The organism is Serratia sp. BNK-33-b (assembly GCF_048684565.1).
Taxonomy (GTDB): Bacteria; Pseudomonadota; Gammaproteobacteria; order Enterobacterales; family Enterobacteriaceae; genus Serratia; species Serratia marcescens.
The window spans coordinates 4449560-4475769 of sequence record NZ_JBLQTZ010000001.1 but is presented as its reverse complement, the minus strand read 5'-3'; the positions used below and the strand labels follow the sequence as shown (position 1 = coordinate 4475769).

Below are 26210 nucleotides of genomic sequence, written 5' to 3'. Positions count from 1 at the left end.
TTATGTCCCCCAAACTCACGGTGAGTGTCCGTTTGAGAGGTTGCACGCTTGTTTGACCGTTATGAAGCCGGTGAGCAGGCCGTACTGGTTCATATCTATTTCTCGCAAGACAAAGATACGGAAGACCTCAACGAGTTCGAATCGCTGGTCTCCTCAGCCGGTGTCGAAGCTTTGCAAGTGGTGACTGGTAGCCGCAAAGCCCCGCATCCGAAGTACTTTGTCGGCGAAGGAAAGGCCGAAGAAATTGCAGATGCGGTGAAAGCCAGCGGCGCGTCTGTTGTCCTGTTTGATCATTCCCTTTCCCCGGCGCAGGAAAGAAACCTCGAGCGCCTGTGCGAATGCCGGGTGATCGATCGCACCGGGCTGATTTTAGACATCTTCGCCCAGCGTGCCCGCACCCATGAAGGTAAGCTGCAGGTGGAGCTGGCGCAGTTGCGTCACATCGCCACGCGTCTGGTACGCGGCTGGACGCACCTGGAGCGGCAAAAAGGGGGGATTGGCCTGCGCGGGCCGGGGGAAACCCAGCTTGAGACCGACCGTCGCCTGTTGCGCGATCGCATCAGCTTGATTCTGCGCCGCCTGGAGCGGGTAGAAAAGCAGCGTGAACAAGGCCGACGCGCGCGGACCCGTGCCGATGTGCCGACCGTATCGCTGGTGGGCTACACCAACGCCGGCAAATCCACCCTGTTTAACCGAATAACGTCTGCCGAGGTGTATGCGGCGGACCAGCTATTTGCCACCCTGGATCCTACGTTGCGGCGCATTGACGTGCCGGACGTGGGGGATACCGTGTTGGCGGATACCGTAGGCTTCATCCGGCACCTGCCGCACGATCTGGTGGCCGCCTTCAAGGCGACGCTGCAGGAAACGCGCCAGGCATCTCTGCTGCTGCACGTCATCGATGCCGCAGATCCGCGCGTCGATGAGAACATCGAAGCGGTGAACACCGTGCTGGCGGAGATAGACTCGGATGAAATTCCTACACTGTTAGTGATGAACAAAATAGATATGCTGGACGATTTTGTGCCGCGTATCGACCGCAACGACGAAAACCTGCCGATCCGGGTGTGGCTGTCCGCCGCCAGCGGAGAGGGTATTCCGTTGCTGTATCAGGCGTTGACGGAGCGCTTATCGGGGGAGATCGCGCATTACGAATTGCGCTTACCGCCACGGGCAGGCCGTCTTCGCAGCCGTTTTTACCAGCTTCAGGCGATTGAAAAAGAGTGGAACGAAGAAGACGGCAGCATTGGCGTGGTGGTGCGAATGCCGATCGTCGAATGGCGTCGTCTCTGCAAGCAAGAACAGGACCTGATTGACTTTATCGTATGATCATATCCTGTTACATTTATGCTTCGCGAAAGCCTGAAGTACCCAATCACAGAATATGGAGCTAAAACATGGCGTGGAATCAGCCCGGTAATAACGGACAGGACCGCGACCCGTGGGGGAGCAGCAATAATAATGGCGGCAACTCTGGCGGTAACAACAAAGGCGGTCGTGATCAAGGGCCACCTGATTTGGACGATATCTTCCGCAAACTGAGCAAGAAATTGAGCGGTTTCGGCGGGGGCAAAGGCTCCAACAGCAATAGCGGCGGCACCGGCACCTCTGGCCCGGGCTTCAGCGGCCGCATTATCGGTATCGCGGCGGTCGCCGTGGTGGTGATCTGGGCCGCCAGCGGCTTCTACACCATCAAGGAAGCCGAGCGCGGCGTCGTGACGCGTTTCGGCAAGTTCAGCCATCTGGTGCAGCCGGGCCTGAACTGGAAGCCGACCTTCATCGACGACGTGCGTCCGGTGAACGTGGAATCCGTGCGCGAATTGGCGGCGTCCGGCGTGATGCTGACCTCCGATGAAAACGTGGTGCGCGTGGAAATGAACGTGCAGTACCGCGTGACCAACCCGGAAGCGTACCTGTTCAGCGTCGTCAATGCCGACGACAGCCTGAGCCAGGCGACCGACAGCGCCCTGCGCGGCGTGATCGGCAAGTACTCGATGGATCGCATCCTGACTGAAGGCCGTACCGTGGTGCGTAACGATACGCAGCGCATGCTGGAAGAGACCATCCGTCCTTACAACATGGGCATCACGCTGCTGGACGTCAACTTCCAGGCGGCGCGTCCGCCGGAAGAGGTGAAGGCGTCGTTCGACGATGCGATCGCCGCGCGTGAGAACGAGCAGCAATACATCCGTGAAGCGGAAGCTTACGCCAACGAAGTTCAGCCGCGTGCGAACGGCCAGGCGCAGCGTCTGCTGGAAGACTCCAAGGCTTATAAGGACCGCACCGTCCTGGAAGCTCAGGGTGAGGTGGCGCGCTTTGCCAAGCTGTTGCCGGAATACAAGTCCGCACCGCAGATCACCCGCGAGCGTCTGTATATCGAAACCATGGAAAAAGTGCTGGGCCATACCCGTAAGGTGTTGGTGAGCGACAAAGGCAACAACCTGATGGTGCTGCCGCTGGATCAGATGCTGCGCGGCCAAGGCGCGGCGGCGGAGAGCGGCAACAAGGATACCAGCCTGATTCGCCTCAATCCGAATCCTGCGCCGGCTGCCAACAGCAGCACTCCGCGCACCAGCGGCGGATCGGTTATGGATCAGCGCCGGGCGAATGCGCAGCGTGACGACACCACTCGCGTAGGGAGAGAGTAATCAATGCGTAAGTCTTTTGTAGTTATTGTCCTCGCGGTGCTGGTGGTGCTGTACGCTTCGCTGTTCGTGGTGCAGGAAGGCCAGCGCGGCATCGTGCTGCGCTTCGGCAAGGTTCTGCGCGACGGCGAAAACAAGCCGCTGGTGTATGCGCCGGGTCTGCACCTCAAGATCCCGTTCATTGAGACCGTGAAGAACCTGGATGCGCGCATCCAGACCATGGACAACCAGGCCGATCGCTTCGTGACCAGCGAGAAGAAAGACCTGATCGTCGACTCCTATCTGAAGTGGCGCATCAGCGACTTCAGCCGTTACTACCTGGCGACCGGGGGCGGCGACGTCTCCCAGGCCGAAGTGCTGCTGAAACGCAAGTTCAGCGACCGTCTGCGTTCCGAAATTGGCCGTCTGGACGTGAAAGACATCGTGACCGACTCGCGCGGCAAGCTGATGTCTGACGTGCGTGACGCGCTGAACACCGGCACCGTGGGTGACGGCGAAGAGGTGGCGACCACCGAAGCCGATGACGCTATCGCCTCTGCGGCGGCGCGCGTTGAGCGGGAAACCACCGGCAAACAGCCGCAGGTGAACCCGAACAGCATGGCGGCGTTGGGCATCGAAGTGATCGACGTGCGTATCAAGCAGATCAACCTGCCGGCCGAAGTGTCCGACGCCATCTACCAGCGTATGCGCGCCGAGCGTGAAGCGGTAGCCCGTCGTCTGCGCTCGCAGGGCCAGGAAGAAGCCGAGAAGCTGCGCGCCAGCGCGGATTACGAAGTGACCCGTACCCTGGCGGAAGCCGAGCGTCAAGCGCGTATCACCCGCGGTGAAGGCGATGCCGAAGCGGCCAAGCTGTTCGCCAACGCGTTCAGCCAGGATCCGGATTTCTATGCCTTTATCCGCAGCCTGCGCGCCTATGAAGCCAGCTTCAAGGACAACCAGGACGTGCTGGTACTGAGCCCGGACAGCGATTTCTTCCGCTACATGAAGTCGCCTGATACTCTGCGCAAATAAGCGCGGCAGGCAATCTGATCGAGGGCCCGTTTACGCGGGCCCTTTCTTGTTTTTGGGGGATGCATGAACTCAACGATTTGGCTGGCGCTCGGGCTGGTTCTGGTGCTGGAAGGATTGGGGCCGATGCTGTTTCCGCAGGCCTGGCGCAAAATGATAGTGGCGATGTCGCAGCTGCCGGACGCGACGCTGCGGCGATTTGGCGGTGGAATAGTGGTTGCGGGCTGCGTGATCTACTACATGTTGAGCGGCCGCACGGGTCTTTAAAGTCTAGCCCAAAATTTATGCAATCGTATGCTAAAAGTGCTGAAAATCGAAAATTACGGTGGTAGAATCCATTTTTAAGCAATCGGTGATTTTGAAAAATGGGTAAGAACGTCGTCGTACTGGGCACCCAATGGGGTGACGAAGGTAAAGGCAAGGTTGTAGACCTGCTGACTGAACGGGCTCAATATGTTGTGCGCTACCAAGGTGGCCATAACGCTGGCCACACTCTGGTAATCAACGGTGAAAAAACCGTCCTTCATTTAATTCCTTCAGGTATTCTGCGTGAAAACGTCACCAGCATCATCGGCAACGGTGTTGTTCTGGCGCCGGACGCGTTGATGAAAGAAATGGGTGAACTCGAAGCGCGTGGCATCCCGGTACGCGAACGTCTGTTACTCTCTGAAGCTTGCCCGTTGATCCTGCCTTACCACGTTGCGTTGGATAACGCGCGTGAGAAAGCGCGCGGCGCGAAAGCGATCGGCACCACCGGTCGCGGCATCGGCCCGGCTTACGAAGATAAAGTGGCTCGTCGCGGCCTGCGCGTCGGCGACCTGTTCAACAAAGAAACCTTCGCCGTTAAGCTGAAAGAGATCGTCGATTACCACAACTTCCAGCTGGTCAACTACTACAAAGTTGACGCCGTCGATTATCAGGCGACGCTGGACTACGTGCTGTCTATCGCCGACATCCTGACCGCCATGGTGGTTGACGTTTCCGAACTGCTGGACGGCGCGCGCAAGCGTGGCGACCTGATCATGTTCGAGGGCGCTCAGGGTACCCTGCTGGATATCGACCACGGTACTTATCCGTACGTGACCTCTTCCAACACCACCGCCGGCGGCGTGGCTACCGGTTCCGGCATCGGCCCGCGTTATGTGGATTACGTGCTGGGCATCGTGAAAGCCTATTCCACTCGCGTGGGTGCAGGTCCGTTCCCAACTGAACTGTTCGATGAAACCGGCGAATACCTGTGCAAGCAGGGTAACGAGTTCGGTGCCACCACCGGCCGTCGTCGTCGTACCGGTTGGCTGGACGCGGTAGCGGTGCGCCGCGCCGTGCAGATCAACTCCCTGTCCGGCTTCTGCCTGACCAAACTGGACGTCCTGGACGGCCTGAAAGAAGTGAAGATCTGCGTGGGCTACCGCATGCCGGACGGCCGCGAAGTGGACACCACTCCGCTGGCGGCTGAAGGCTGGGAAGGCATTGAGCCTATCTACGAAACCATGCCGGGCTGGAGCGAAACCACCTTTGGCGTGAAAGAGCACAGCAAGCTGCCTCAGGCTGCGCTGAACTACATCAAGCGCATCGAAGAAGTGACCGGCGTACCGGTAGACATCATCTCTACCGGCCCGGATCGCAGCGAAACCATGATCCTGCGCGACCCGTTCGACGCATAATCAGGCTTTGCGGCATTAAACAAACCGGGCGCGTCCCGGTTTGTTTTTATCCTGACTCCCTCCGATTGCGGTTTCACGTCAAAAAATCCTTTCATAAACCCGCCTTAGGGCGCGGGATTCGCTAAATAATTAGCGACGAACTCTCCGGCTGGTTTATTATCCAATGAGTAATCTTTTGAATAGCGCCGAAAAGCGGCGTATCAGACGGGTAAAGTGATACCCAGAGGTAAGATGTGCAGTTAACAAGTTTTACTGATTATGGCCTGCGGGCGTTGATCTACATGGCCTCGTTGCCGCAGGACAAGATGACCAGCATCTCGGAAGTGACTGAGGTTTATGGCGTGTCTCGCAACCATATGGTGAAGATCATCAATCAGTTGAGCCGGGTAGGTTTTGTCACGGCGGTGCGCGGCAAGCATGGCGGCATACGTTTGGGCAAACCGGCCGAGAGCATTCGCCTCGGTGACGTGGTGCGGGCGCTGGAGCCGCTCGCGCTGGTTAACTGCAGCAGTGAGTTTTGCCACATTACCCCTGCCTGCCGCTTGAAGCAGGTGCTCCACCAGGGCGTACAGAATTTCCTTGAAGAGCTGGATAAGCATACGTTGGCCGACATGGTCGAAGACAATCCGCCGCTCTACAAGCTATTGCTTGTCGAATAAAACGACGTTGAGAAGACAAGGCTCAACGTCATCCTGCTGATGACAACGGAGGAACCGCAATGTCACAAGATCCATTCCTGGAACGAGAAGCAGAAAAATACGAATCCCCTATCCCCAGCCGTGAATATATCCTGGCCCATTTGGCGAAAAGAGAAACGCCGGCCAGCCGCGAAGAACTGGGCAACGAATTGGGCCTCAGCGGCGAAGAACAGCTGGAAGCGCTGCGCCGCCGCCTGCGCGCCATGGAGCGCGATGGCCAGTTAGTGTTTACCCGCCGCCAGTGCTACGCGCTGCCGGAACGTTTGGATCTGCTGCGCGGCACGGTGATCGGCCACCGCGACGGCTACGGCTTCCTGCGCGTTGAAGGCAGCAAAGACGATCTGTACCTGTCTGCCGAACAGATGAAAATGGCGATCCACGGTGACGTGGTGCTGGCGCAGGCCTTGGGCGCGGATCGCAAAGGGCGCCGCGAAGCGCGCATCGTGCGCGTGCTGGTGCCGAAAACCAGCCAGATTGTCGGCCGCTTCTTCATGGACGCCGGTACCGGCTTCGTGGTGCCGGACGACAGCCGTCTGAGCTTCGATATTCTGATCCCGGCGGACAGCGTCAGCGGCGCGCGCATGGGCTTTATGGTGGTAGTGGAGCTGACTCAGCGCCCGACCCGCCGCACCAAGGCGGTCGGCAAGATCGTCGAGATCCTCGGCGACAAGATGGGCACCAGCATGGCGGTGGACATCGCGCTGCGCACCCATGAGATCCCGCATACCTGGCCGCCGCAGGTGGAAAAACAGGTAGCCGATCTCAGCGAGCAGGTGCCGGAAGCGGCCAAGAAGGGCCGCGTCGATCTGCGCAAGCTGCCGTTGGTCACCATCGACGGTGAAGACGCGCGCGACTTCGATGACGCCGTGTACTGCGAGAAAAAACGCGGCGGCGGCTGGCGCCTGTGGGTGGCGATCGCCGACGTCAGTTACTACGTGCGCCCGCGCACCGCGCTGGACGATGAAGCGCGCAGCCGCGGCAACTCGGTGTACTTCCCGTCGCAGGTGATCCCGATGCTGCCGGAAGTGCTGTCCAACGGGCTGTGCTCCCTGAACCCGCAGGTCGATCGTCTGTGCATGGTGTGCGAAATGACCATCTCCGCCCAGGGGCGCCTGTCGACGGCCAAGTTCTACGAGGCGGTAATGAGCTCTCACGCCCGCCTGACCTACAACAAGGTGTGGCACATTTTGCAGGGCGATCAGGAGCTGCGCGAGCATTACCATCCGCTGGTCAAGCACCTGGAAGAGCTGCACGCCATGTACAAGGTGCTGGATAAGGCGCGCGCCGAGCGCGGCGGCATCGCGTTCGAAACCGAAGAAGCCAAATTCATCTTCAACGCCGAGCGTCGCATCGAGCGCGTGGAGCCGACGGTGCGCAATGACGCCCACAAGCTGATCGAAGAGTGCATGATCATGGCCAACGTGGCGGCCGCGCGCTTCGTCGAGAAACGCAACGAGCCGGCGCTTTACCGCGTGCACGATCGTCCGAGCGACGACCACATCTCCGCGCTGCGCAGCGTGCTGAGCGAGCTGGGGCTGACGTTGGGCGGCGGCAACAAGCCGCAGCCGAAGGACTATGCGGTGCTGATGGATGAAGTGTCCGAGCGCCCTGACCACGAAATGCTGCAAACCATGTTGCTGCGTTCGATGAAACAGGCGATTTACGATCCGGAAAACCGCGGCCACTTCGGCCTGGCGCTGGCGTCTTATGGCCACTTCACCTCGCCGATCCGCCGTTATCCGGATCTGGCGCTGCACCGCGCGATCAAATATCAGTTGGCCAAAGAACACGGCGAGCAGAAAGAGCGCTGGACGCCGACCGGCGGCTGGCACAGCGAATTCGAAGAGATGCTGCAGCTGGGCGAACACTGCTCGATGACCGAGCGCCGCGCGGACGAAGCGACGCGCAACGTCGCCGACTGGCTGAAGTGCGACTTCATGCAGGATCACGTCGGTGAAGTGTTCAGCGGCATCATCTCCAGCGTGACCGGCTTCGGCTTCTTCGTGCGCCTGAACGATCTGTTCATCGACGGGCTGGTGCACGTATCAACGCTGGATAATGATTACTATCGCTACGATAATATCGGCCAGCGCCTGATCGGAGAATCTTCCGGCACGGTCTATCGCCTGGGGGATACGGTGGAGATCCGCGTGGACGCGGTACACATGGACGAGCGCAAGATCGATTTCGCACTGGTATCCAGCACCCGCAAAGCGCGCGGTGAAGGCAAAACCGAACGCGATCGCGCCAAGAAGGGCGGCCAGCGCACGCTGCGCGACAACGGTAGCGCGGGGCGCGGCAAGCGCCGCGGCGGCAAACCGCCGGCCAACTTCGAGCCGGACAGCGCCTTCCGCAAGCAGGATGACGCCAAGCCCGCGGACAACGTGAAGAAGGCGAAGAAGAAAGCCAAGAAAGCGTCCGACAAAACGCGGAAAATCGCGGCGGCGACCAAAGCCAAGCGCGCAGCCAAGAAGAAAGGTGCCGAGCAGGCCTAACCTGCCGCACATCGTTATCATCGGCCGGTTATCGCCGGCCGCACGAATTTAAAAGAGCATCATGAGCGAAATTATTTACGGCATCCATGCCGTCAAAGCCCTGTTAGAGCGCGACCCGCAACGCTTCCTGGAAGTGTTTATTCTGAAAGGCCGCGAAGATCGCCGTCTGCAACCGCTGATCGCCGAGCTGGAAGCGACCGGCATCGTGATCCAGGTGGCGAACCGTCAATGGCTGGATGACAAGGTTGAAGGCGCGGTGCACCAGGGGATCATCGCCCGGGTGCGCGAAGGGCGCCAGTATCAGGAGAACGATCTGCCGGGCCTGCTGGAAAGCGTGGAGACGCCGTTCCTGCTGGTGCTGGACGGCGTGACCGACCCGCACAACCTCGGCGCCTGCCTGCGCAGCGCCGACGCGGCCGGCGTGCACGCGGTGATCGTGCCCCGTGACCGTTCCGCCCAGTTGAACGCCACCGCCAAGAAAGTGGCCTGCGGCGCCGCCGAAAACGTGCCGTTGATCCGCGTGACCAACCTGGCGCGCACGCTGCGTCTGCTGCAAGAGATGAACGTCTGGGTGGTGGGCACCGCCGGCGAAGCCGATCATACGCTGTATCAAAGCAAAATGACCGGCCCGATGGCGCTGGTGATGGGCGCGGAAGGCGAAGGCATGCGTCGCCTGACCCGCGAACACTGCGACGAGCTGATCAGCATCCCGATGGCTGGCACCGTCTCTTCGCTGAACGTGTCGGTCGCCACCGGCATCTGCCTGTTCGAAGCGGTGCGTCAGCGCGGCTGATTCTCCTGACGGGGGCGCTCTGCCCCCGTTAATTCCCTCTCTTGTGATCCCGCCTGCGGCAGAAATCTCTGCGCCGACCATACTTATCCCTGACGCTTTTTTCAGGGAGCACTCTCATGGTCTGGACTACGCACACCGTTTTTAACCAACCCAAGCCGCTGGGCAACAGCAACCTGTTTCTCTCCGATACGCCGCTGCGCGAAGCGTTGCAGCGCGAGCAAGGCGGTTGGGACGCCGAGGTATTGGCTTCGCTGGGCCAGCAGCTCGGCACGCAAGAGTCGCTGGAGCTGGGGCGCCTGGCCAACGCCAACCCGCCGGAGCTGCTGCGCTATGACGCCACCGGCCAGCGGTTGGACGACGTTCGCTTTCACCCTGCCTGGCATATTCTGATGCAGGGGCTGATCGCCAATCGGGTGCACAACCTGCCCTGGCAGGAGGATGCGCGCATCGGTTCCTTCGTGGCGCGCGCCGCGCGCTTTATGCTGCATGCGCAGGTCGAGGCCGGCACGCTGTGCCCGGTGACCATGACCTTCGGCGCCACGCCGCTGTTGCTGCAGGCGTTACCGGCGGAATTCCGTTCCTGGCTGACCCCGTTGCTGTCGGATCGTTATGACGCTCACCTGCTGCCTGGCGGGCAAAAGCGCGGTCTGCTGATCGGCATGGGTATGACAGAGAAGCAGGGCGGCTCCGATGTCTTGAGCAATACCACCACCGCCGCGCCGCTCGGCGCGCGTGGGCCGGGCGAAGCCTACCGGCTGGTGGGGCACAAGTGGTTCTTCTCGGTGCCGCAGAGCGATGCGCACCTGGTACTGGCGCAGGCCGAAGGCGGGCTGTCCTGCTTCTTCCTGCCGCGCATTTTGCCGGACGGCAGCCGCAACGCCATTCGCCTGGAGCGGCTGAAAGACAAACTGGGCAACCGCTCCAACGCCAGCAGCGAGGTGGAGTTTCAGGACGCCGCGGCCTGGCTGCTGGGCGATGAGGGCGACGGCGTGCGGCATATCCTGAAAATGGGCGGCCTGACCCGTTTCGACTGCTCGCTGGGCAGCCACGGCCTGATGCGCCGCGGGCTGTCGGTGGCGCTGTATCATGCGCTGCAGCGGCAGGCATTCGGTAAGCTGTTGATCGAACAACCGCTGATGCGTCAGGTTCTGGCGCGCATGGCGCTGCGGCTGGAAGGGCATACCGCGTTGCTGTTCCGGCTGGCTCGCGCCTGGGAAAGCCGCAGCAATGAGGGCGAGCTGATCTACAGCCGCCTGCTGACCCCGGCGGCCAAATACAGCATCTGCCGCCAGGGCATGCCGTTCATCGCCGAGGCGATGGAGGTGCTGGGCGGCATCGGTTACTGTGAGGAGAGCGAACTGCCGCGCCTGTATCGCGAGATGCCGGTGAACAGCATCTGGGAAGGTTCCGGCAACATCATGTGCCTGGACGTGTTGCGCAGCCTGCACAAATTGCCGGGCGCGCTTGAAATGCTGCAGTTCGAGCTGCAGCCGGTGCGCGGCCAGAATCGGTTGTTCGATCGCGCCTGGCGGCACTGGCAGCAGCGCGCCCGGCAACCGAGTGAGGAGATGGGGCGGCTGCTCACTCAACAGCTGTTCGACCTGTGCTGCGCCGCACAGCTGCTGCAGCACGCCAGCCCGCAGATCGCCGATGCCTGGTGTCATCTGACGCTGGATCATCGCGGCGAGAGCCTGCTGTCGGCCGAGGTGTGCGAACTGCTGCTGAACCGCGCCATCGGCGGTTAGGGAAAAGGGTGGCGCGCGGCGGCGAAAACCTTTTTAATTCAGCCTCACTCTGACAGGAAAATGCACATGGATATTCTCAGCGCGTTGGCGGCGTTCGCCTCTTACTTCTTCAGCGGTTTCGCCATGATTTTGGTGTTTCTGTTCGTCTATACTCGCATCACCCCGCACGACGAATGGGCGTTGATCAAGGCCGATAATCAATCCGCCGCCTTTGCTTTTATCGGCGCCTGCCTGGGGTATGTGATCCCGCTGGCCAGCGCGGCGATCAACTCGATCAGCCTGCTGGATTACCTGCTGTGGGGCGTAGTGGCGCTGGTGGTGCAACTGCTGCTGTTCGCTGCCGTGAAGATCTACATGCCGCGCATCAGCGAAAAGATCGAAGCGAATCACCTGGCCGCCGGGATTTTCCTGGGGGGCGTCTCCGTTAGCGGCGGCGTGTTGAATGCGGCTTGCATGAGCTACTAAAGGTATAAGATGGCGGAGGCGCGCCAGCCAAGCGGGTGCGCCTGCTCTTCCATCCGCAGGATGCGGTAATAGCTGGCGCCGTGTTGGCCGGCGGTGCGGGCGATGGCCAGTTCTGCTTCCTGCGGCGAGCCGGGCAGATCGCTGAAGGTGATCTCGGCGATTTCACTGAGCGGCGTCACGCGATCGGCGGGCGCCAGCTCGGCGGACTGTGCGCCGGTGCTGAGCAATCCCATGGAAAGCAGGAGGGAGGTGAGTGCGGTGGAGCGTTTCATGGCGTTCCCCTTCGTCAGATCCTGAATCGACACCCGCAACATGCGGCATGCTGTCCCTCAGTGTGCAACACCCTTCTTCAGCCAGTGCAAAGCCAGTGTAAATCTGCTTAAACAATCCCCGCCTTAACGATACAGGAGCGCCTGGGAATACCATTGGCCCGGCACGACGGTTTCGCTGTTCATGATGATCACGTAATAACGGGCGCCGGCGGCGGTGGCCTTGCGCTGGATCTCCGCTTCCACGTCCATCGGGCTGCCGCGCACTACGGCGGTGACGGTGCCGATTTTCACCAGTTTGGCGGTCTGCGCGCGGACGATCTCCTGCGCCTGTGCGGTGGGCGGCGGCGGCGGTTTCGGCGTGGTGGTCATGATGCCGCAGGCGGAAAGCTGTGCGGCCAGCGTCAGGGCGATGAGTGTGCGGACAAATGTCATGGGAACCTCGAAAGAGCCGGTGCGATGGCTTCAGTGTAACGCAATATAAGCTGGAACAGATTGAGCTAACGCTGGCTGGCGCAAGTTTGTCATGATGAATGCCAACAGGTGAGTTGAGGATGAGCGGATGATTGAAATTCATGACGAGCGGGTGGGCGATATTGCGGTGATCCATGCGGTGCCGGCGGGGCAGTATCATCGGCCGCTGCCGACGGTGTTCTTCTGCCATGGTTATACCTCATCGAAAGAGGTGTACGCCTACTTCGCCTATGCGCTGGCGCGCGCCGGTTTTCGGGCGGTGCTGCCGGATGCCGATCGGCACGGCGAGCGGTTCGACGGCGATGAGACGCGGCGCCTGGCGTCGTTCTGGGAGATCCTGCGCAGCAATATCGACGAACTGCCGCAGATCAAGGCGCATTTTGAGCGGCTTGGCCTGATAGCCGACGGACGCATCGGCGTCGCCGGCGCCTCAATGGGCGGCATGACCGCGCTCGGCGCCTTCGCGCGCTTCCCGTGGATCCGGGCGGCCGCCAGCCTGATGGGCTCAGGTTATTACCGTTCGCTGGCGCAAACGCTGTATCCGCCGTTGGACGAAGAGGGCGAGGCACTCTCGCCGGCGGCGTTTGCGGCGCGCACCGCCGTGTTGGCGGAATATGAGCTGGAGGGGCGTTTGGAGACGATTGCCGGGCGGCCGCTGCTGCTGTGGCACGGCGAGGCGGACGACGTGGTGCCGTCGGCTGACAGCCAGCGTTTGGCGGCTGAACTGCGGCGGCAAGGCGCGGACGGTCGTTTGACATCGCTCATCGAATCGGGGGTGAAGCACCGCATCACGCCGCTGGCGCTGTCCGCCACGGCCGACTTTTTCCGCCGCGAGCTGTGATGCGCGTCTGGGAGCGATGCATGGAATCGTGCTGCTCTTCGTTATTTTCCTAAATTTGACATAAGCTTTCTTATAAAGAATATAACCCTTGGTTCAATATGAAATAGTTCTTGCCATAATAGTGTTCTTACACCAGTAAGTCGAAGCGGTAACATCGATAATTATGCTGATTCCTATTCGGATACAATTAATTAGTGCCGTTGTAATCTTGTCGATGAGATGACGCTATCAGTTTTTAAGGTGAAGATATATAGAATCCCCCTATTCAAGTTGGAGAGAATTTTCTCTTGACATGTTTTAGTGCCGCTTTCATTCAATTAAGATTGATTAGAAAATACAAAGCAAAAATATTTTATAACAAATTTGATTCTTCATATAATTTCTCATAAAGTAGTGATATTTTTAGATGTATATTGACTATTGGATGGCTAAGCAATTTTGATTTGATAAGATAATCTAGAGGAATCTGAGTGAACAGACTCTTCATTTTACTATTCAAACCACTTGCCTTTATGCATTCCTCTTGATTTTACAGGGTTCGCATTACATCTTAATTAAATTTTTTTGGTGGGCGTTTGAAGTATGCGTATTTATAAATTTTCTCTGAAAATGTCTGAGATGAAATAATTTTTGAAATTGAAAAGTAATAGAGTTTTTCCATTTGTTCAAAATAAAGGCCGCTTGTTAGCGACCATTTCAAAATTTACAGTTTATCTTAGTGTTTTTCATGTGGATGGACCACTAAGCTAAATCATCATATATTTTCTATTATTATAGTGTTGTGTCGTAGTTTTTACGATAATTTTCTATTTTTTTGTTTCGGTTGGCATTTTCCAATTGTTGTTTATAGTTCTCGTGTTCCTCTGTTGGATTTGATTTTATTGCTTCCTCTTCTGCTTTCGATTTTCTTTTGTTGAAGATTTTGTACATTATATATTCTACAAATATACCAATTGCAAATGAAATCGCGGTTGTTGCAGCATAATAAGTACCGAGTAATGAGGTGTTCTTTTCTATAAAGGGATAAATGAAATATACTATCAACCCTAGTATTAACGTACTTGCCAATATTTGAGTGAGAAGTATGTTTCGTTGGATTGTGTACTTATTCATGCGTGTTACCCCATATCTCTTGCAACATCTAATGTATCGCTGATGTATTCATCTATGCTTGATATTGCTAGTTTTATATGTTGCATTAGCTGCGATGTTGTTAACCCAGGGAAAGAGTGTGATTCATATCTGACTTCAAAATCCATCCAGATACTTTCTTGATCCTTGCTCTCTTTCTTTAATACTCCCTTTACACATCTATAGCGATTGTTTGATTCCGGCACGGAGTTTTTAAGGAATTCCATTCCCTTTTCATTAATAAAACCAGCCATGCTGCCAAAGCTAAGGGTTAAACTAATGTATTTGTCCTCAACACCATCTACTAGCAGTTTGTATCTATACCCATCCTCTTCACCAAAATAAATTTCTTGAATGAATTCACTGTCTGTATATGTTTTTACATAGCCATTGTCGCCAACAAGATTTTTTATAGCGCTAATTATTTTTTCTTTTGTTAGTTTTTGGTTTTTATGTATTACATACTGGTTTTCTTTGTTTTTATCTTCGGTTTGCATTGTTTGTTCCACGATTTTCACATCAAGTTCATTGTTCTTAGATTGTGACATTTATTGAAGTTATTGTCATTCGGGATTATGTTCTGCTTGAAAGCGAAAAGAACTCGTGGGGGCGTCTTTACTATGCCTGGAGAGGTTAGACTGGGGTAGTGGTAGCAGGGAAGTATCAGCGTGAATTCTTTCAGGGCAGCAAGGAGCAGAGGGCATGATAAAAAGCATCGGCAGTGCGGCCGGCTTAATGGGAACGATGAAAGCGCGCGCCGAGCTTAACTCAGCGGCCTTCAGCGAGATGCTGGAGGCAGCCGACGGCAAGGTGCATCCGCTGTCGCGCATTACCGCGCATACGGTGCAAAACATGACGGCACTGTTCTCTTTCGCGCCGAAAGCGGCGGCCACTCATACTGCGGCGCCGGGAGCGCTCTCGTTCGAACAGTGGGCGACCCTGGTGGAAAGTGCCGATCTGCTGCAAATGCGCACCCACTATCTGCGGATGGCGTTGCAGTTGCACAATCCGGGCCAGGCGCTCACCGCGCCGGCGTTGCTCAAGCTCTGATTGGCGGGGGAAGCGGAGCGCCCAACGGGCGGCGCTCCGGTGCGGACTGAACGGGCTTTCTGATGAACCCCTGGGATTTCCCTGGCGTGGCGCGTCTCTTTAGCGGTACAGCTCGGCGCTGACGTGCATCGTGCTGTTGTCGCCCGGTTCGTGCAGGGCGATGATGCGATAAGAGCTTGCGCCGCGTTGATCGGCGATTTTACTGACCTGGCTGCTGGCGTCGTCCGGCGAAACCACATTCTGGTTCAGGGTGACGAAGCCGACGCTTTGGCGTTGGTCGGCCTGGTGCGAGGTGATCTCCGTCGCGGCCATCACGTTGGCGGAGAACAGGGCGGCCAGCGCCGTCGCGAGAATAATGCGTTTCATAGTGCCTCTCTTACTTTTTGCCGTTACGGCCTGACAGCGAGTGTCGCTGCGGCAAAAAGTCATTTATCTGCATTGAATAACCTGGGATCTTTTTCGTCGCGCTGTCTGCGGCGGATATGGTTAATTTTAGTCCGTTGCCGGCGATTAAAAAGCGGGGTGTTTTGAAGGCATCTTTCAAAAAAAATGAAATAGATTTGTGACTCAGCGCTGATTTCATTGAAAGATTTTTGAAACTGATGGATCGGCGTACATAGGTTCACTCACGAGCAAATCGTGCTATTTCCCATAGCGCCTCGCATTAACGCGAATAAAACCCACGCAGTCCTTGAGTTTCCCGCCCTGCGTCAGTATGATTACGCGTCATTTTTCAGCCGCACACTAAACACGTTCCTTGCTTCCATGGGCCGCGGTTGACCCTGACAGGAGGCTGAATAATCCGTAAGGAGCAATTCGATGCGTCATTACGAAATCGTTTTTATGGTCCATCCTGACCAAAGCGAACAGGTTCCGGGCATGATCGAGCGTTACAGTGCTACCATCACTAACGCGCAAGGTCAGATTCACCGTCTGGAAGACTGGGGCCGCCGTCAGCTGGCTTATCCGATCAACAAACTGCACAAAGCTCACTACGTTCTGCTGAACGTTGAAGCGCCGCAGGAAGCGATCGATGAGCTGGAAACTAACTTCCGCTTCAACGACGCCGTTATCCGCAGCATGGTTATGCGCGTTAAGCACGCGGTAACTGAAGCATCTCCGATGGTTAAAGCGAAAGACGAACGTCGTGGCGATCGCCGCGAAGACTTCGCTAACGAAACCGCAGATGATGCAGATGCTGGGGATTCTGAAGAGTAATTGCCGCCGTGACGGCTAATCGTCTGGTTTTGTCGGGCACTGTGTGCAAGGCGCCGGTTCGAAAAGTGAGTCCTTCCGGGATACCGCACTGCCAATTTGTGCTAGAGCACCGTTCGCAGCAGATGGAAGCCGGATTCAGCAGACAAGCATGGTGCCGAATGCCCGTGGTTGTCAGCGGACAACAGTCACAAGCACTAACTCAAAGATTAACGGTCGGCAGTCAGATTACCGTGCAAGGCTTTGTAAGCTGCCATCAAGGGCGCAACGGGCTGAGCAAATTGGTTCTGCATGCCGAGCAGATTGAATTGATAGATTCTGGAGACTAGCCAAATGGCACGTTATTTCCGTCGTCGCAAGTTCTGCCGTTTCACCGCGGAAGGCGTTCAAGAGATTGACTATAAAGACATCGCTACGCTGAAAAACTACATCACCGAAAGTGGTAAAATTGTACCGAGCCGTATCACCGGTACTCGTGCAAAATATCAGCGCCAGCTGGCCCGTGCTATCAAGCGCGCGCGCTACCTGTCTTTGTTGCCGTACACTGATCGTCATCAGTAATCGGCCACTGTCCATTAACGACTTTGAGAGGATAAGGTAATGCAAGTTATTCTGCTTGATAAAGTAGCAAACCTGGGCAGCCTGGGTGATCAAGTTAACGTTAAAGCGGGCTACGCTCGTAACTTCCTGGTACCACAGGGCAAAGCTGTTCCTGCTACCAAGAAAAACGTTGAGTTCTTCGAAGCACGCCGTGCTGAACTGGAAGCCAAACTGGCTGACGTTCTGGCTGCTGCTGAAGCTCGCGCAACCAAGATCAACGAACTGGGTTCAGTCACCATCGCTTCCAAATCTGGCGACGAAGGTAAACTGTTCGGCTCTATCGGCACCCGCGACATCGCTGACGCAGTGACTGCGGCAGGCGTTGAAGTTGCCAAGAGCGAAGTTCGTCTGCCGAACGGCGTTCTGCGTACCACTGGCGAGCACGAAGTGCACTTCCAGGTACACAGCGACGTGTTCGCACAGCTGAATGTAGTTGTGGTTGCAGAAGCGTAATTTACGCTGCTGTTAACCCGGTTAAAACGCCAGCCTCGCGCTGGCGTTTTGCTTTTCTGCGCCTGGCAAAACGCGCTACGCTTGAAGACGGGATGAAAAGGAGAGCGTGCGATGGCAACGATTACGCTACAGCGGGTTTACGATTTCAGCGCGCCGGCGCCGGAACATTGTTATCTGATAGACCGGCTATGGCCGCGCGGCATCAGCAAAGAGCGGTTGACGGGCGTGCAGTGGTTGAAACAGGTGGCGCCGGATGACGAGCTGCGCAAGTGGTTCCATCAGCATACCGACCAGTGGGAAGCCTTTGAGACGCGATACCGCCAACAGCTGGCGGCCAACGACGCCTGGCAGCCGCTGGTGGCGCTGTTACGGCAGGGGCAAGCGCTGACGCTGCTGTATGGCAGTAAAGATACCGAGCACAACCAGGGCGTGGTGCTGCGCGAGTTTCTGCTGGCGCAGCTGTAGAGATTAGCGTTCCCGGCGGTAGCTGCCGTCGGCCTGGCGGCGGAACAGCGCCTGGCTATTGTCTGCCGTGGTGACCGACAGCGCGCTAATCACGCCGTTGGCATCGCGTTCAATGCGCACTTCCTGGCCGGCTTTCATGTTGCTCAGCGGCTTGTCGCCGCCTTCCACCTGCGCCATGGCGAACACTTCATTCACCGGCAGATTGTTGTCGCGAAACAGTTGGGCCAGGGTCTGGCCGGGCTGGATCTGATAACGCTGCCAGTTGCCCGCCGGCGTCGGCTCATTGGCGGGCGTGGCGGCGCTTCCGCCGTTTTGCAGCTCGGCCTGCAGCGGCACGCTGGTTTCCTGCTGAGAGACCGGGAACGGCTGTCTTTCGGGCGAGTAGGGCCACAGCAACGCCAGCAGCAGGATGATGCCGAAGATCAGCACCCAGCGGCGGTGAAAGTAGGGCAGCGGTTCCATCCAATGGAAACCGTCCGGCAGATGCCAGACTTTAATCAGCAGCGCTTTGACCCGCTGCATTTTGTCGTTGGCCGACGGCGGCTCCGATGGCGGTTCCGCGCCTTCAGCCGTGGGTGCGGCGCCCGGTTTCAGGCGCTGGCTGATGTTCAGCCAGGTGCGCAGCAGCGGCTGGTAGATGCGGGTGGTTTTCCTTCTCCTGGGCGCGATTCTGCCCATGGTGACCTCTCTTCGACGGCGTAATAATCAGTGCGGCGCGTTAAACGCGTCGCCTGCCCGATATCCTGCCTTCAGTATAGTCCGCTAACTGATTGAAGTGAAAGGCGGCTGAGCGGCAGAGCCGGGGTTTGCGGCTGCGGGCGTTAACAGAAGGTTATTGTTTCTTTTTCTACGACAAAAGTCATCATTCTCCACACAAGATTTTACCCGGCATTGACGCGCTGTTATGCTGCGCTTTCGACTTTTTACAGACTTAAGGAAAACCCCATGACAACCCCTTCTTTTGACAGCGTTGAAGCGCAAGCAAGTTACGGGATTGGTTTACAGGTAGGCCAGCAGCTGCAAGAGTCCGGGCTGGAAGGTTTGCAACCGGAAGCTTTGCTGGCGGGTTTGCGTGACGCGCTGGAAGGGAATGCCCCGGCGGTTCCGGTAGATGTGGTGCACCGTGCGCTGCGTGAAATTCACGAGCGTGCTGACGCGGTGCGCCGCGAGCGCCAGCAGGCGATGGCGGTTGAAGGCCAGAAATTCCTGGACGACAACGCCAAGCGCGACGACGTGACGCTGACCGAGTCTGGCCTGCAGTTCTCCGTGCTGGAGCAGGGCAACGGCCCAATTCCGTCCCGTCAGGACCGCGTGCGGGTGCACTACACCGGTCGCTTGATCAACGGCGACGTGTTCGACAGCTCGGTTGAGCGCGGCCAGCCGGCGGAATTCCCGGTCAGCGGCGTGATCCCAGGCTGGATCGAAGCGCTGACCCTGATGCCGGTCGGTTCCAAATGGCAGCTGTATATCCCGCACAACCTGGCCTACGGCGAGCGTGGCGCAGGCGCGTCCATTCCGCCGTTCAGCGCGCTGGTGTTCGACGTCGAGCTGCTGGAAATCCTGTAATCCCACCGAGGATTGTTCTGGGCGCCTTCGTGGCGCCCTTATTTTATGCGCCGCGCAGGCGAGCGATGAATGGCCGGGCGCGCCGGCCATAAACCGCGTCACTTACCGCTTAAATCGATGCGATAAACCGCGAAGCCGATGCTGTCGCTGCCTGCGGCGCTCATCGGATATTGGGCGTGCGCTTTGACAAACCTTGTCGCTTTGTCCGAAGGCGAGGTCTCGAAGCGGATATCCAGCGGTTGCTGGCTGCTGAAGTTCGCCAAACGCCAGTTGTTGTCCGCCTGCGGGCGCACCGCGCCATGCCGCTGAGTTTCGGCGCTGATGTAGGCCGCCAGCACCGAGCGGTTTTCATCCGGCGAAGCGAAGGCGATATGTTTGTCGCCGGTGCCGGCAAACTTGCCGCCGTAGGCGCGGTAGTTGTTGGTGGCGACCAGGAAGGTGGCGTTCGGATCGATCGGCTTGCCGTTGAAGGTCAGCTGCTTGATACGCTCCGCCTTGTCGTTGATCAGTTGGCATTCGCCGTCGTAGCGCGCCGGTTGACTGACGTCGATCTGGTAGTTGACGCCGTCGATCACGTCGAAGTTATAGGTGCGGAAGCCGTCCCAGTTGATCAAGCCCTGCGGCTTGGCGCTGTTGACGTCGATCTGGTTGAACTGGCCGGCGGAGCACTCCAGCCACTCTTTCACCTCTTTGCCGCTCGCCTTCACCACCACCAACGTATTGGGGTAGAGATAGAGATCGGCGGCGTTGCGGAAGGTGAGCTGGCCTTTTTCCACTTCGACGAAGCTGGCGGGATCGTTCTTGCGGCCGCCGACCTTGAACGGCGCCGCCGCCGACAGCACCGGCAGATCGGCCAGATCCGGATCGCCCTGGATGTAATGTTCGACGTAGGCTTTCTGCGCATTGTTGACGATTTGCACCGTCGGATCGTCCTGCACCAGCGCCAGGTAGCTGTACATGTTGCCGTCGGATTTACCGATCGGCTGGCTGACGAACTCGCGCGTGCCTTTGTGATCGTCCGCCAATACCTTCACCAGCGCGGCATCTTCCGCCGCCAGCGATTTCTTGTTTTCTTTGTCGTAGATCGGCCGCGCTTCCGCGTTGGCGGCGGTCACTTTCCAGCTGCCGCCATCGTTGTTGAGCTGCAGGTCGACCACGCCGAGATGATCGCCCCATTGTCCCGGCATCACCGCCGGCACACCGTTCAGCAGACCTTTGTCGATATCCGCGCCTTTTATGTTGGCAAAGTCCTTGCTCGGGAACACCGCATGAGCGTGGCCGAACATGATGGCGTCGATGCCCGGCACCTGGCTGAGGTAATAGACCGAGTTTTCCGCCATCGCCTTGTAAGGCTCGCTGGACAGCCCGGAATGCGGGATCGCCACCACCAGATCGGCGCCCTCTTTACGCATCTGCGGCACGTAGCGCTTGGCGGTGGCGGTGATGTCGTCCACCGTCACTTTGCCCTGCAGGTTGGCCTTGTCCCACACCAGGATCTGCGGCGGCACGAAGCCGATGTAGCCGATGCGCAGCGTATGCGCCTTGCCGTCGCGGTCTTTCACCGGCGTATCGACGATGATGTACGGCGTGAACAGCGGTTTTTGCGTTTTGGCGTCGATGACGTTGGCGTTGATATACGGGAATTTGGCGCCGGCGATGGCGTTCTTCAGGTAGTCCAGCCCATAGTTGAACTCATGGTTGCCGATGTTGCCGACGACGTAGTCCAGCGTGTTCATCGCCTTATAGACCGGGTGCACGTCGCCCGGTTTCAGCCCCTTGGCCGCCATGTAGTCGCCGAGCGGGCTGCCCTGAATGATGTCGCCGTTGTCCACCAACACCGCGTTGGCGGCCTGCTGGCGCGCCTGTTGGATCAGGCTGGCGGTGCGCACCAGGCCGAACTTGTCGGTCGGCGTGTCCTTGTAGTAATCGAAGTCCATCATATTGCTGTGCAGATCGGTGGTTTCCAGCACGCGCAGATCGACGGTGGCCGCTTGCGCGGAGGCGCACACCAGCAGCGCAAGCGCGGACAGCGTCAGTGGATGCTTCATCATTTGGGGTTCTCTCCATTCCATTATTCGAGTGTTATCGCAGAGGGAAATGTAATTAACATTGCTTGCCACAGCAAACTGTGAAGTGTGGCAGAAAACGGCGGCGGGTAACGCGGGGAAGTTCACAGTTGTGCCCAACAAGAACTGAGGAATTCCCGGGGCTTAGGCGGTTGAGATGGATATTCGGCGTAAAAAAAACTAGTCTGCTAGCAGAGACAGGGGGAAATTTCCCACGGAGATGCGGAGTTGAGGTGCATGATGTTAGAGCGAATTTGCCAACTGTCCCGCGAGGCGGGGGCGGCGATCATGGCGGTGTACGACGGTGAACAACCGCTTGATGTCGCACAGAAAAAAGATGATTCACCGGTGACGGCGGCCGATCTGGCGGCGCATCACATCATCAAGCGCGGCCTGGCGGCGCTGACGCCCGAGGTGCCGCTGCTGTCGGAAGAGGATCCGCCGGCGTGGGAAGAGCGTCGCAGCTGGACGCGTTACTGGCTGGTCGATCCGCTGGACGGCACCAAAGAGTTTTTGCACCGCAACGGCGAGTTCACGGTCAATATCGCCCTGATTGAAGACGGGCAGGCGGTGATGGGGGTGGTGTACGCCCCGGCGATCGACGTGTTGTATCTGGCGGAGCGCGGCAAGGCCTGGAAAGAAGAGAAGGGCGTGCGGCAGGCGATCGGCGTCAGCAACGCGCATCCGCCGCTGGTGGTGGTGAGCCGCTCGCATATCGACGACGAACTGAAAGATTATTTGCAGCAGCTGGGCGAGCACCAGACCGTGTCAGTCGGTTCCTCGCTGAAGTTCTGTCTGGTGGCGGAAGGCAAGGCGCAGCTCTATCCGCGCTTCGGGCCGACCAACATTTGGGATACCGCCGCAGGGCATGCGGTGGCGGTGGCCGCCGGGGCGCAAATTCACGATTGGCAGGGTAAGCCATTGCTCTATACCCCGCGTGAATCTTTCCTCAACCCCGGCTTCCGGGTGTCGCTGTTCTGAGTTAGTTCGCCAACAACTGGTGCAGTTTGGACATCACCTGCTGCACCTCTTCCGGCGTCAGCGCGCCGTCTTTGGCGAACTGGATGCGCCCTTGCTTATCCAGCACCACGATGGCGGAGCCTTTCGGCTGCAGATCCCAGGCTTTGCGCACGTTACCGTCGCTGTCGACGATAAACTGCGACCATGGGAACTCCTTCTTGCTGTCTTCAATGCTGCTGCGCACGAACATCGCCGTGCCCATCAGGGCATCGTCGGTGTTGACGATTGTCGTCGTTTGGTAACGATCGTGTGGTAGCTTCGCTTTCTTGATCGCTTCAATCAGTGGGTCGTTCATGTCTTTGGCGGAGCTGCGGCCGGCAATATGTTGTATCACTCGCACTTTTCCACTGAGCTGCGCGCTGTTCCAGTTTTGGTAGCTAAAATTACCGTCAGCGTAATTGAGCTCTCCTTTGTCGCTGACGCCGACCGGCGCCACGCGCTGCTGGAGCTGGAAGTTGTGCGCGGAAGCGAAAAGCGGGGCGAGCAGCAGGGATACCATCAGCATGCGACTTGTTTTCATGCTTTCTCCTTGTAATGGGGGGAATTTGTGCGACAGCACTTCGACAGCCTAAAGCATAGGATGTGATAAGAGGTCTGTCCTGTTAACCGGATCGCAGATTTTCCCTTGGTTCGCTAATCATCAGATTTTGAAGGGATATCCTGAAAACGTTATAAATTATCATATACAATTCTGTCAAAAAGTGTAAATCCAGCGTAGAAATCCGGGCGGAAGTGAACGTTCTGGTCTTTACTGGGTCTACTACATGCAATCAAGTTGCGTTCTGAATTTCGAGGCTGCCACCTTTGGCGGCTCGCTGAGCGCATGGATCAACGGGAGGAGCGTAAAAGAATGAGAATCTTCCAGCGTTATAACCCTTTGAAAGTGGCAAAGTACGTTAAGACCCTGTTTCGCGGAAGGCTGTATATCAAGGACGTGGGCGCATTTGAATTCGACGAGGGGAAAATCCTGCCGCCGAAGATTCGCGACAAGCGCCATTTCAGCGTGATGTCTGAAGTGAACCGTCAGGTGCTGCTGTTGCAGACCGAGATGGGGTGAACACCTCGCTGACAGCGGTAAAAAAATGCGGCCCCGATGGGGCCGCTGATGTTTTTGTCTTACCGCCGTCAGGCCGCAGGCGCGTCGTCCGGCGCTTTCGGCAGCACCGCCGCCGGTTTGTCGCTCAGCCGGGTGACCAGCAGCTGGTCTATCTTGTAGCTGTCGATATCCACCACTTCGAACTTGTAGCCGGCGTATTTGACGAAGTCGGTGCGTTTCGGGATCTTGCGCAGCATATACATCATAAAGCCGCCGATGGTTTCGTAGTTGCCCGCCTGAGGGAACTCATCGATGTCCAGCACGCGCATCACGTCGTCGATCGGCGTGCCGCCTTCAATCAGCCATGAGCTTTCGTCGCGCGCCACGATCTGCTCTTCCTGGCCCTGGCCGACCAGATCGCCCATCAGCGTGGTCATCACGTCGTTAAGCGTGATGATGCCCACCACCAACGCATATTCATTGAGGATCACCGCGAAGTCTTCGCCGGCGGTTTTGAAGCTTTCCAGCGCTTCGGACAGCGTCAGCGTATCCGGCACGATCAGCGCCGAGCGGATCTGCACGCCGCTGCTCAGCACCAGGCTCTGGTTGCCCAGCACGCGGTTCAGCAGGTCTTTGGAATCGACGTAACCCACCACCTGATCGATATGGCCGTCGCACACCAGGAACTTGGAGTGCGGATGGGTCGAGACCTTCTCCTTGATGCTCTCTTCGCTTTCGCGCAGATCGAAGTACACCACGCTTTCGCGCGAGGTCATCGAAGACGGCACGGTGCGCGATTCCAGTTCGAACACGTTTTCAATCAGCTCGTGCTCCTGCTTGCGCAGCACGCCCGCCAGGGCGCCGGCTTCCACCACCGCGTAGATGTCATCGGAGGTGATGTCGTCCTTACGCACCATCGGCAGCTTGAACATGCGGAAGATCAGGTTGGCCATGCCGTTGAAGAACCACACCAGCGGGCGGAAGATCATGATGGAGAAACGCATCGGGTTGATGATCCGGACGGCGACCGTCTCTGGTGCAATCATACCGATGCGCTTCGGGGTCAAATCGGCGAACAGGATAAACAGGCTGGTCACCAGCACGAAAGAGCAGATGAAGCTGACCTGTTCCGCCAATTCGGGCGACAGGAAACGATCGAACAACACCTTGAAGGTGGGAGAGAAAGCCGCGTCGCCCACGATACCGCCGAGGATGGCCACGGCGTTCAGGCCGATCTGCACCACGGTGAAGAAGATGCCAGGGGTTTCTTGCAGCTTGAGCACTCTGGCGGCGTTGACGTTACCTTCGTCAGCCATCAGCTTCAGTTTGATCTTGCGCGAGGCGGCCAGAGAGATTTCCGACAGTGAGAAGAACGCACTCACCGCGATCAGAAAAAGAATCAGTAAAATACTGTTTAACATAATCTATCCATACGTGCCGACGGGATGACGGCGCTCTTGAGGAAGGGTAGTACATAGTAAAAAAAGCAGCGATAACAACCAGAAGGGAAGCTATCGGGCCGCAGAAGCGGCCCGCATAGTATAGCAGTTGCCCCACAGGGGCCGCCAGCGGTTAAAAAAGTGCCGCCGGCCGGCATCAAATCAGCCCTGCGGCGGCAGGCAAACGCCGATGCCGCCCAGCCCGCAGTAGCCTTCCGGGTTCTTGTACAGGTACTGTTGGTGATCGTCTTCCGCGTAATAGAACGGCAGCGCCGGCGCGATCTCGGTGGTGATGACGCGCTTGTCGCCCGCCGCGTCCATCGCCTGCTGGAAGCGTTGCAGGCTGCTTTCCGCCTCGGCCTGCTGCTCAGGGCTCAGCGTATAAATCGCCGAGCGGTACTGCGTGCCGACGTCGCCGCCCTGGCGCATGCCCTGCGCCGGATCGTGATTTTCCCAGAACAGCTGCAGCAGCTGTTTGTAGCTGACGATCTGCGGATCGAACACCACGCGCACCACTTCGGCGTGGCCGGTCTGGCCGCTGCACACTTCGCGGTAGGTCGGGTTCGGCGTATAGCCGCCGCTGTAGCCGGCGGCGGTGCTGTAGACGCCCGGCTGTTGCCAGAACAGACGCTCAACGCCCCAGAAACAGCCCATGGCGAAGATCGCCACGTCCATGCCTGCCGGCACCTGGGTCATCGAGTGCTCGGTGACCACGTTGAGCGTTGCGACAGGCATTGGCGTGGTGCGGCCAGGCAGCGCGCTTGCCTTATCGACGGTTTGTGATTTATCAAAAAATGGCACCACGGTTGACTCCTGTTGTCACAGTAAGAATTGACCCTACATGGCGGTGGTTCGGTTGTATCTCACCGCGTCTTTGCCCACAATAAGCGGCAAGTTGGATTTTGTATAAGCTTAACGCAGTATTTTGAGCGCCAAAAGTGAAGAATTCGCCTGTTGCGCGGCGGTGGCAAAGCGCGGCGGGCGGCGTCCGGAATAAGGTTGAAGAGGGCTGCCGTCATGATAGCGCGGAGTCTGCCCTGGCCCCGGAGCGAACACCATAACAGGACAGTAA

The 26210-nt window shown here is 57.9% G+C and carries 31 protein-coding genes; 20 read left to right on the top strand and 11 right to left on the bottom strand.

Annotated features, from left to right (window positions below):
- The first annotated feature begins 48 nt into the window (after nucleotides 1-48).
- From hflX to ACMGGK_RS21590, 10 genes are all read left to right on the top strand, one after another.
- Nucleotides 49-1329 carry a ribosome rescue GTPase HflX gene (hflX, locus tag ACMGGK_RS21635; protein ID WP_004933675.1) on the top strand — a complete coding sequence of 427 codons (1281 nt, stop codon included), beginning with the start codon at nucleotides 49-51 and terminating at the stop codon, nucleotides 1327-1329.
- A 68-nt stretch (nucleotides 1330-1397) separates the two neighbouring features.
- Nucleotides 1398-2648, top strand: coding sequence for an FtsH protease activity modulator HflK (gene hflK, locus ACMGGK_RS21630; RefSeq protein WP_004933672.1), 1251 nt, complete (start codon nucleotides 1398-1400; stop codon nucleotides 2646-2648).
- A 3-nt stretch (nucleotides 2649-2651) separates the two neighbouring features.
- Nucleotides 2652-3656 carry a protease modulator HflC gene (gene hflC, locus ACMGGK_RS21625; protein ID WP_004933669.1) on the top strand — a complete coding sequence of 335 codons (1005 nt, stop codon included), beginning with the start codon at nucleotides 2652-2654 and terminating at the stop codon, nucleotides 3654-3656.
- Nucleotides 3657-3719: 63 nt separating this feature from the next.
- A complete protein-coding gene (locus ACMGGK_RS21620; RefSeq protein ID WP_004933666.1) occupies nucleotides 3720-3920 on the top strand; it encodes a DUF2065 domain-containing protein in 201 nt (66 codons plus the stop codon).
- Between the two features lie 98 nt (nucleotides 3921-4018).
- Complete coding sequence (locus ACMGGK_RS21615; RefSeq protein WP_004933663.1) at nucleotides 4019-5317, top strand: adenylosuccinate synthase; 1299 nt, start codon at nucleotides 4019-4021, stop codon at nucleotides 5315-5317.
- 233 nt (nucleotides 5318-5550) lie between these two features.
- Nucleotides 5551-5976 (top strand): nitric oxide-sensing transcriptional repressor NsrR, encoded by a 426-nt coding sequence (gene nsrR / locus ACMGGK_RS21610; RefSeq protein ID WP_004933660.1) that lies wholly within the window; start codon nucleotides 5551-5553, stop codon nucleotides 5974-5976.
- Between the two features lie 59 nt (nucleotides 5977-6035).
- Entirely contained in the window at nucleotides 6036-8510 is a 2475-nt protein-coding gene (gene rnr / locus ACMGGK_RS21605; protein ID WP_033638918.1) for a ribonuclease R, read from the top strand.
- A 61-nt stretch (nucleotides 8511-8571) separates the two neighbouring features.
- The gene (gene rlmB / locus ACMGGK_RS21600; protein WP_004933653.1) at nucleotides 8572-9303 is read left to right on the top strand and encodes a 23S rRNA (guanosine(2251)-2'-O)-methyltransferase RlmB; all 732 of its coding nucleotides are present in this window, start codon (nucleotides 8572-8574) and stop codon (nucleotides 9301-9303) included.
- 116 nt (nucleotides 9304-9419) lie between these two features.
- On the top strand, nucleotides 9420-11048 hold the full coding sequence (locus ACMGGK_RS21595; RefSeq protein WP_420277193.1) for an isovaleryl-CoA dehydrogenase: 1629 nt from the start codon (nucleotides 9420-9422) through the stop codon (nucleotides 11046-11048).
- A 66-nt stretch (nucleotides 11049-11114) separates the two neighbouring features.
- The gene (locus ACMGGK_RS21590; protein ID WP_016929354.1) at nucleotides 11115-11513 is read left to right on the top strand and encodes a DUF350 domain-containing protein; all 399 of its coding nucleotides are present in this window, start codon (nucleotides 11115-11117) and stop codon (nucleotides 11511-11513) included.
- Here the strand turns inward: ACMGGK_RS21590 and ACMGGK_RS21585 are convergent.
- Both ACMGGK_RS21585 and bsmA read right to left on the bottom strand, forming a co-directional pair.
- Nucleotides 11510-11785, bottom strand: a complete 276-nt coding sequence (locus tag ACMGGK_RS21585) for a DUF1471 domain-containing protein (protein ID WP_033633541.1) — start codon at nucleotides 11783-11785, stop codon at nucleotides 11510-11512. The genes ACMGGK_RS21590 and ACMGGK_RS21585 overlap by 4 nt on opposite strands.
- A 123-nt stretch (nucleotides 11786-11908) precedes the next feature.
- The gene (gene bsmA, locus ACMGGK_RS21580; RefSeq protein ID WP_016929352.1) at nucleotides 11909-12217 is read right to left on the bottom strand and encodes a biofilm peroxide resistance protein BsmA; all 309 of its coding nucleotides are present in this window, start codon (nucleotides 12215-12217) and stop codon (nucleotides 11909-11911) included.
- A 127-nt stretch (nucleotides 12218-12344) separates the two neighbouring features.
- Between bsmA and yjfP the strand changes: the two genes are divergently transcribed.
- On the top strand, nucleotides 12345-13097 hold the full coding sequence (gene yjfP, locus ACMGGK_RS21575) for an esterase (protein WP_420277192.1): 753 nt from the start codon (nucleotides 12345-12347) through the stop codon (nucleotides 13095-13097).
- 771 nt (nucleotides 13098-13868) lie between these two features.
- Here the strand turns inward: yjfP and ACMGGK_RS21570 are convergent.
- On the bottom strand, nucleotides 13869-14210 hold the full coding sequence (locus ACMGGK_RS21570; protein WP_420277191.1) for a DUF2663 family protein: 342 nt from the start codon (nucleotides 14208-14210) through the stop codon (nucleotides 13869-13871).
- Between the two features lie 5 nt (nucleotides 14211-14215).
- The gene (locus ACMGGK_RS21565; RefSeq protein ID WP_420277190.1) at nucleotides 14216-14725 is read right to left on the bottom strand and encodes a hypothetical protein; all 510 of its coding nucleotides are present in this window, start codon (nucleotides 14723-14725) and stop codon (nucleotides 14216-14218) included.
- Between the two features lie 205 nt (nucleotides 14726-14930).
- Here ACMGGK_RS21565 and ACMGGK_RS21560 point away from each other — a divergent pair, with 205 nt between their 5' ends.
- A complete protein-coding gene (locus ACMGGK_RS21560) occupies nucleotides 14931-15278 on the top strand; it encodes a hypothetical protein (RefSeq protein WP_420277189.1) in 348 nt (115 codons plus the stop codon).
- 99 nt (nucleotides 15279-15377) lie between these two features.
- On the opposite strand, the gene ACMGGK_RS21555 is transcribed toward ACMGGK_RS21560, so the two are convergent.
- Nucleotides 15378-15644 (bottom strand): DUF1471 domain-containing protein, encoded by a 267-nt coding sequence (locus ACMGGK_RS21555; RefSeq protein ID WP_004933636.1) that lies wholly within the window; start codon nucleotides 15642-15644, stop codon nucleotides 15378-15380.
- A gap of 10 nt (nucleotides 15645-15654) precedes the next feature.
- Nucleotides 15655-15861: a hypothetical protein gene (locus ACMGGK_RS21550; RefSeq protein WP_126186680.1), complete on the bottom strand. Its 207-nt coding sequence runs from the start codon at nucleotides 15859-15861 to the stop codon at nucleotides 15655-15657.
- A gap of 236 nt (nucleotides 15862-16097) precedes the next feature.
- Between ACMGGK_RS21550 and rpsF the strand changes: the two genes are divergently transcribed.
- The 5 genes from rpsF to ACMGGK_RS21525 all read left to right on the top strand — a co-directional run bounded on the left by rpsF (nucleotide 16098) and on the right by ACMGGK_RS21525 (nucleotide 18011).
- Entirely contained in the window at nucleotides 16098-16496 is a 399-nt protein-coding gene (rpsF, locus tag ACMGGK_RS21545; RefSeq protein ID WP_004933634.1) for a 30S ribosomal protein S6, read from the top strand.
- An 8-nt stretch (nucleotides 16497-16504) separates the two neighbouring features.
- On the top strand, nucleotides 16505-16822 hold the full coding sequence (priB, locus tag ACMGGK_RS21540; RefSeq protein ID WP_049233092.1) for a primosomal replication protein N: 318 nt from the start codon (nucleotides 16505-16507) through the stop codon (nucleotides 16820-16822).
- 4 nt (nucleotides 16823-16826) lie between these two features.
- On the top strand, nucleotides 16827-17054 hold the full coding sequence (gene rpsR, locus ACMGGK_RS21535; protein ID WP_000135199.1) for a 30S ribosomal protein S18: 228 nt from the start codon (nucleotides 16827-16829) through the stop codon (nucleotides 17052-17054).
- Between the two features lie 39 nt (nucleotides 17055-17093).
- The gene (gene rplI / locus ACMGGK_RS21530; protein ID WP_004933629.1) at nucleotides 17094-17546 is read left to right on the top strand and encodes a 50S ribosomal protein L9; all 453 of its coding nucleotides are present in this window, start codon (nucleotides 17094-17096) and stop codon (nucleotides 17544-17546) included.
- A 111-nt stretch (nucleotides 17547-17657) separates the two neighbouring features.
- Nucleotides 17658-18011, top strand: coding sequence for a DUF488 domain-containing protein (locus ACMGGK_RS21525; RefSeq protein ID WP_016929349.1), 354 nt, complete (start codon nucleotides 17658-17660; stop codon nucleotides 18009-18011).
- Nucleotides 18012-18014: 3 nt separating this feature from the next.
- Here ACMGGK_RS21525 and ACMGGK_RS21520 read toward each other — a convergent pair whose 3' ends face one another.
- Nucleotides 18015-18689 carry an OapA family protein gene (locus tag ACMGGK_RS21520; RefSeq protein ID WP_016929348.1) on the bottom strand — a complete coding sequence of 225 codons (675 nt, stop codon included), beginning with the start codon at nucleotides 18687-18689 and terminating at the stop codon, nucleotides 18015-18017.
- Between the two features lie 267 nt (nucleotides 18690-18956).
- Here ACMGGK_RS21520 and fklB point away from each other — a divergent pair, with 267 nt between their 5' ends.
- Complete coding sequence (fklB, locus tag ACMGGK_RS21515) at nucleotides 18957-19577, top strand: FKBP-type peptidyl-prolyl cis-trans isomerase (protein WP_004933618.1); 621 nt, start codon at nucleotides 18957-18959, stop codon at nucleotides 19575-19577.
- 98 nt (nucleotides 19578-19675) lie between these two features.
- On the opposite strand, the gene ACMGGK_RS21510 is transcribed toward fklB, so the two are convergent.
- The gene (locus tag ACMGGK_RS21510) at nucleotides 19676-21628 is read right to left on the bottom strand and encodes a bifunctional 2',3'-cyclic-nucleotide 2'-phosphodiesterase/3'-nucleotidase (protein WP_049300851.1); all 1953 of its coding nucleotides are present in this window, start codon (nucleotides 21626-21628) and stop codon (nucleotides 19676-19678) included.
- A 255-nt stretch (nucleotides 21629-21883) separates the two neighbouring features.
- Between ACMGGK_RS21510 and cysQ the strand changes: the two genes are divergently transcribed.
- Complete coding sequence (gene cysQ / locus ACMGGK_RS21505) at nucleotides 21884-22624, top strand: 3'(2'),5'-bisphosphate nucleotidase CysQ (RefSeq protein WP_004933611.1); 741 nt, start codon at nucleotides 21884-21886, stop codon at nucleotides 22622-22624.
- A gap of 1 nt (nucleotide 22625) precedes the next feature.
- Here cysQ and ACMGGK_RS21500 read toward each other — a convergent pair whose 3' ends face one another.
- A complete protein-coding gene (locus tag ACMGGK_RS21500; protein ID WP_025159587.1) occupies nucleotides 22626-23183 on the bottom strand; it encodes a YtfJ family protein in 558 nt (185 codons plus the stop codon).
- A gap of 330 nt (nucleotides 23184-23513) precedes the next feature.
- On the opposite strand from ACMGGK_RS21500, the gene ACMGGK_RS21495 reads away from it, so the two are divergent.
- Nucleotides 23514-23720 (top strand): DUF1107 domain-containing protein, encoded by a 207-nt coding sequence (locus ACMGGK_RS21495; RefSeq protein ID WP_004933604.1) that lies wholly within the window; start codon nucleotides 23514-23516, stop codon nucleotides 23718-23720.
- A gap of 68 nt (nucleotides 23721-23788) precedes the next feature.
- Here ACMGGK_RS21495 and ACMGGK_RS21490 read toward each other — a convergent pair whose 3' ends face one another.
- Entirely contained in the window at nucleotides 23789-25120 is a 1332-nt protein-coding gene (locus tag ACMGGK_RS21490; RefSeq protein WP_016929344.1) for a hemolysin family protein, read from the bottom strand.
- Nucleotides 25121-25300: 180 nt separating this feature from the next.
- Nucleotides 25301-25939, bottom strand: a complete 639-nt coding sequence (msrA, locus tag ACMGGK_RS21485; RefSeq protein WP_086013601.1) for a peptide-methionine (S)-S-oxide reductase MsrA — start codon at nucleotides 25937-25939, stop codon at nucleotides 25301-25303.
- Nucleotides 25940-26210 lie beyond the last annotated feature (271 nt).